Genomic DNA, 5013 nt, shown 5'->3' on the forward strand with positions numbered 1-5013 from the left:
GTCGACCTCGCGCAGCAACCCGGCCTCCTCGACCTCGCGCAGCACCAGATCCAGCGCTCCCGACGCGCCCGGCCCGAGCTCACGTACCGGACGGAAACCCGGCGCCGGCCAGGCGCCGGGCGGCAGTTGATCCGTCTCTCCCGCGCTGAGCACCGCGTACGACTCCGGCGGCCGGCGCACGGTCTGGGCGGCGTTGTTGACGAGGATGTCGAGCGGTGTGCCGTCCGCCCTGAGGCGCTCGCACAGGCCGAGCACCTGGCGGGGGTCGCGCAGATCCACGGCGACGACGGTGAGCCGGTCCAGCCACTGCTCGCTGCCCCGTGCGGCCCGGAAACGGCGTGCGGTGTCATGCGGAAACCTGCTGGTGACCGTGAGGTGGGCGCCGTCGCGCAGCATCATCAGGGCCAGCTGGAAGCCGATCTTGACCCGGCCGCCCGTGAGGAGCACCCGCCGGCCGGTGAGGTCGGTGCTCAGTGCGCGCCGGGCACGGTTCTCGGCGGCGCAGCCGGGGCAGAGCCGGTGGTAGAAGCCGTCGACCTCTCGATAGGGCGACTTGCAGACGTAGCAGGCGCGCGGCTTGCGCAACAGGCCGACGGGCACGCCCTGTTCGCCGGGGACGGACAGCGGAGCGTCCTCGCGCCGGTCGGCGGCCCCGGTCCCGGTGCGGGCCATCAGCTCCGCGTCCCCGGCCGAGCGTTCGGCTCCGCGCGCCTTGCGCCGACGCAGCCGCCCGTCCCGCGCGAACGATGCCGCGACCTGCTCGGCGCGCAGCCGTACCGGATCGTCCACGGGCAGAGCCCGCAGCTTCCCCACGAGTTGATCGAACCGGGCGATCTCGGCGGCGGACAGGCCCGCGACCGCCGCGGGATCCCCTTCGACATGCGCCAGATCCGCAGCCCTTTCGGCGGGCGGCAGATCCGCATCCCCCTCGGCGTGCGGCAGATCCGCGACCGTCGTCCCGTCCCCGGCCATCTCGTCGCCGTCGCTTCCGGCCATCCCCACCCCGTCGCCCTAGGTCGTTCAGTGATCCCGGCCGGATTCGAACCGGCGTACCCGCCCTGAGAAGGCGGCGCGCCTGCCTCTGCGCTACGGGATCCCCCGGGCCTGGCCCCGGCACTGCCCGGACGGCCGGATTCGAACCGGCGTACCCGCCTTGGCAGGGCGGTGCGCCTGCCTCTGCGCTACGCCCGGACAGCGCCGTCATCCTAGAGCCTGAACCTCACCCGTCCCGCTGGTGGTCCACCGGTCGCGCACGTCCCGTCAGACCCTGAGCAACCAGGCCGAACCACCCGGTTTACGAACCCACCGGGCGGTGCCACGGTGCCCCCATGGCACAGACCCATGAGTGGATGTTCTACGAGGTCATGTGGCGCGGTTGGACGCGCAAAGCGCTGCCGGTCCCGTGGTGGGCGCGGCAGGCGTTCCGGGCGTGGAGCGATGAGTTCGACCGCGGGACGTACGAGTCGAAGGAGGCGGCGTTCGCCTCCAACGCCCTGTACCGCTACTGGCACATGGTGGGGGTGAAGGACCACCGGCAGGAGAGTCTGATCGGGCAGGCCGGCGAGGTGGAGCCGGTGTACGACAAGTACGTGCTGTCGTTCTTCCTGTACGACCCCGCCACCGGGCTCACCCACCTTCCGCAGCTCGCGGACGGCGAGGCGGTCGAGCAGCGGGTCCTCGAGCCGCATCTGCCGACGGTCGTCAGCACCTACAGGGCCGACCATCACGTCACGCTCGCGGAACGGATCTTCGCGGCGCCGGTCGGCGCGCGGCAGCGGGCGGTGACCGTCGTGCAGGCGAGCGCGCGGTCGACGGACGGTGCGCCGCGGGAAGGGTGGCTGTGCGCTGCCGTTGTGCCCGCGGGACCGAGCGGATTCCAGCGGCACGACCGGCAGGGGCGTCTGCTCACGGACCGGCGCCTGACGCAGCTGCGGTACGCGGCGGACCAGTTGCTCGTGGAGACGAACACGGGATGGGGGCCGGTCTTCGACACGGCGCCCGAGCAGTTCGGTGTGTACGGCAACCCGGACCACTCACACGACCCGGAGAGCTATCTCGTCCGCAGTCCGTTCCACGACCTCGCCCACGGCGGCAAGCTGAACGGGTCGACGCTCGCCGAGGACCAGATCGCCGGTCTGTGTTCGGCGGCCTTCGTCTGGCCGTTCCGTGTCAGCGGCGAGGAGGAGTTCCAGGTCACGGTGCGGCTGCCGGTCGACACGTTCCAGGGGAGCGACGATCTCGCCGAGCTGCGTTCCGTACCGGCGGACGAACTGCACGCCGCGCACGAGGTGTTCTGGGACCGGAAGATCAAGGGCAGTGGTCCACAGCCCGAACTGCCCGGCGGCGTCTTCCATCTCGGCGCCCTGTTCCGGCAGACGCGCGCGCAGCTGCTCGTGCTCTCCGATCACGGGGAGATCCATCCGGGGCCGACCGTCTACGACTCGTTCTGGATACGGGACTCCTCCGTCGAGGCCACCGCCTGCTCCCTTGTGGGAGACGAGACGCTGGCCGAGCGGCAGTTGGGGACGCACTATCCGCTGAAGTTCAACCAGGGCGGCGGACGGATCGGGCCCTGCGCCGAGTACGGCTTCTTCGGCGGGCCGCACGAGCGCGACGACCGGGAGTGGGACTCCAACGGGCAGGCCCTTTGGGCCATCGGGCGCTACGACCGGACGCACCGCGGCAGCGGACTCGGGGCGAAGCTGTACACCCCGTACGTGCGCGACGGTGCGCGCTGGCTGCGCGACAACCGCGACGGGTACGGGCTGCTGCACAGCGGCTGGAGCGCCGAACATCTCGGCGAGCGGGACAAGCCGCACTACTGGGACGACCTGTGGGGCCTCGCGGGGCTTTACGAGGCGGCACGGATCGCCGAGCGGATCGGGGCGCCCGAAGTGGCAGAGCTGTGGGGGGCGTTCGACGACCTGAAGGCCGCGACGGCCGCCTCGGTGCGCTGGGTGCTCGGTGAGCAGCGGCGGCGCGGGGAGTGGGAGACGTATATCCCGACCGGGCCCGGGGACGTGGGGCGGCGCGACTCGACGATGATCGGGGCGGCGGCGTACTTCCATCCGCTGCGTCTGCACATGGGCAACAAGCTGGGCGAGGACATCGACCGCGCCGCCCGGTACACCCTGGACACCATGTACGGCCGCTTCGTCACCGGCGGCTTCCGCCATGACGCCGCCTGGAACGCGTACGGGCCTTATCTCACCCTGCAGTTGGCGCACGCGTACCTCTTCGCGGGCGAACCCGAGAAGACGGACCGGCTGCTCGCCTGGACCGTGGACGCGGCGTTCCCGAGGGCGGGTGGACAGGCGGCGGCGCTGGGCGCGTGGAACGAGCAGCACGCCTACTCCGTCGCCTCCGACTTCGCCGAAGTACCGCAGCGGCCCTGGTACATGGGGGACATCCCGCACGGCTGGGCGGCGGCCGAGTATCTGCTCCTGCTGCGCGACATCCTCTTCTTCGAGGCGGACGAGGACCGCGATCCGCACCTCTACATCGCGCCGGGCGTACGTCCGCACTGGCTCGGCGAGGGCGAGACGATCGGCATCGACCGGGCACCCACGCTGCTCGGCGGGGAGTTCGGCTACCGGCTGACCCATGTGCCCTCCGAGAACCGGGTGGCTGTGGAGATCCTGCGGGCGCCGCAGGGGGTGCGCTTCGTGTATCCGTGCCGGTTCGGGCGGGTCACCGCCGTGTCCGTGGACGGGCAGGCGGTGGATGTCACCGGCGACGACGTCCTTGCCCCTTCGGGGACACGGAGGTTCACGGTCGCGTACGCCTGAGGGCCCGGGCCGCGTACGCCTGAGGTTCACGGCCGCGCACGCCTGAGGGCGTGCCGCTCCTTCTCGGAGAGGCCGCCCCAGACGCCGAAGCGCTCGTCGTGGGTGAGCGCGTAGTCGAGGCAGGCGGCGCGGCCCGCGCACGAGAAGCAGATGCGCTTGGCCTCGCTCACGGAGCTGCCGGGCTCCGGGAAGAAGAACTCCGGACCCGTCTGGGCACAGAGGGCGTCCTCGTGCCAGGCGGGCGCGGCGGATGTGGGGGTGGGTGTGGCTGTGGGGGTGTCTGCGGTGGTGCGTGGCATGGAGTGAGCCTGACCGGTGGCGCAAAACGTTCCCTGAACGAGCGATCAACGGGCGGGCAAGGGCCTGGCCGGGCGCCGATTACCGGTGAGAGGGCCGCCTTGGGCAAGATGGGCGCCATGACCGAGATCCGCACCCCCCGCCTCATCCTTCGCCGCTGGCACGACAGCGACCTCGTCCCCATGGCGGAGATCAATGCGGACCCGCGGGTGATGCACTGGGTCGACGACGGCTCGGTGCGCGGCCTGGACGCGACCGCGGAGGACATCGAGCGATGGGAGGAGGAGTGGGACGAGGAGGGCTTCGGCCTCTTCGCCGTCGAGCTGATGGCCTCGGGTGAACTGGCCGGGTTCACCGGTCTGTCCCTGCCCGAGTTCCTGCCGGAGGTCATGCCCGACGTGGCGATCAGCTGGCGGCTCGGCTCGCAGTTCTGGGGCCAGGGCTATGCGTCCGAGGCCGCCCACGCCACGCTGGAGTTCGCGCTGCAGGACCGCGGCCTCGACCGCGTCATCAGTATCAGCCGGATCGGGGACGAGGCCTCGGCGAACGTGATCGACAAGCTCGGCATGGCGCCGGAGCACGAGACGGTGCACCCCGTGTACGACGTCCCGCTGCAGATCCACAGCATCGACCTCACGGAATTCCAGGCCTGACCGCCGGACCTGGCGTCCACCGCCCGCCGCACGTGAGGAAGCGCTGACGCGCTGGGGGTACGCGCTCCACAGCGCGCTCCGCGTTCAGGCCGGGGCGATCGCATGCTCCGTAGCGCGCTCCGCGTTCAGGCCGGGCTGATCGCATGCTCCGTGTACTGCCCGCACTCCCGGAAGCCGAGCCGGCGGTACACCGGCTCGCCCGCCACGGAGGCCTGCAGTACGGCGACGCGGTAGCCGTGCGCCAGCGCGGTGCGCAGGGCGGCCAGGGTCAGGGC

At 71.5% G+C, this 5013-nt stretch carries 4 protein-coding genes, 2 tRNA genes and 1 pseudogene; 2 read left to right on the forward strand and 5 right to left on the reverse strand.

Annotated features, from left to right (window positions below; all coding sequences use genetic code 11):
• The 3 genes from ABT367_RS40740 to ABT367_RS40750 form a co-directional block, all read right to left on the reverse strand.
• The coding region (locus ABT367_RS40740) for an SDR family NAD(P)-dependent oxidoreductase (protein ID WP_352258948.1) at positions 1-996 on the reverse strand (996 nt) is incomplete at its 3' end.
• 28 nt (positions 997-1024) lie between these two features.
• Positions 1025-1096: transfer RNA gene (locus ABT367_RS40745), tRNA-Glu, on the reverse strand.
• A 23-nt stretch (positions 1097-1119) separates the two neighbouring features.
• Positions 1120-1191, reverse strand: a tRNA-Gly gene (locus ABT367_RS40750).
• A gap of 137 nt (positions 1192-1328) precedes the next feature.
• Here ABT367_RS40750 and ABT367_RS40755 point away from each other — a divergent pair.
• Positions 1329-3788: a hypothetical protein gene (locus tag ABT367_RS40755; RefSeq protein WP_352258950.1), complete on the forward strand. Its 2460-nt coding sequence runs from the start codon at positions 1329-1331 to the stop codon at positions 3786-3788.
• A gap of 26 nt (positions 3789-3814) precedes the next feature.
• On the opposite strand, the gene ABT367_RS40760 is transcribed toward ABT367_RS40755, so the two are convergent.
• On the reverse strand, positions 3815-4087 hold the full coding sequence (locus tag ABT367_RS40760) for a WhiB family transcriptional regulator (protein ID WP_352258952.1): 273 nt from the start codon (positions 4085-4087) through the stop codon (positions 3815-3817).
• A 117-nt stretch (positions 4088-4204) separates the two neighbouring features.
• On the opposite strand from ABT367_RS40760, the gene ABT367_RS40765 reads away from it, so the two are divergent.
• Entirely contained in the window at positions 4205-4738 is a 534-nt protein-coding gene (locus ABT367_RS40765; protein ID WP_352258954.1) for a GNAT family N-acetyltransferase, read from the forward strand.
• Positions 4739-4863: 125 nt separating this feature from the next.
• On the opposite strand, the pseudogene ABT367_RS40770 reads toward ABT367_RS40765, so the two are convergent.
• A pseudogene (locus tag ABT367_RS40770) lies at positions 4864-5013 on the reverse strand (GNAT family N-acetyltransferase); the annotation flags it as partial.

It is taken from the genome of Streptomyces mesophilus, assembly GCF_040300965.1.
GTDB classification, from domain to species: Bacteria; Actinomycetota; Actinomycetes; order Streptomycetales; family Streptomycetaceae; genus Streptomyces; species Streptomyces mesophilus_A.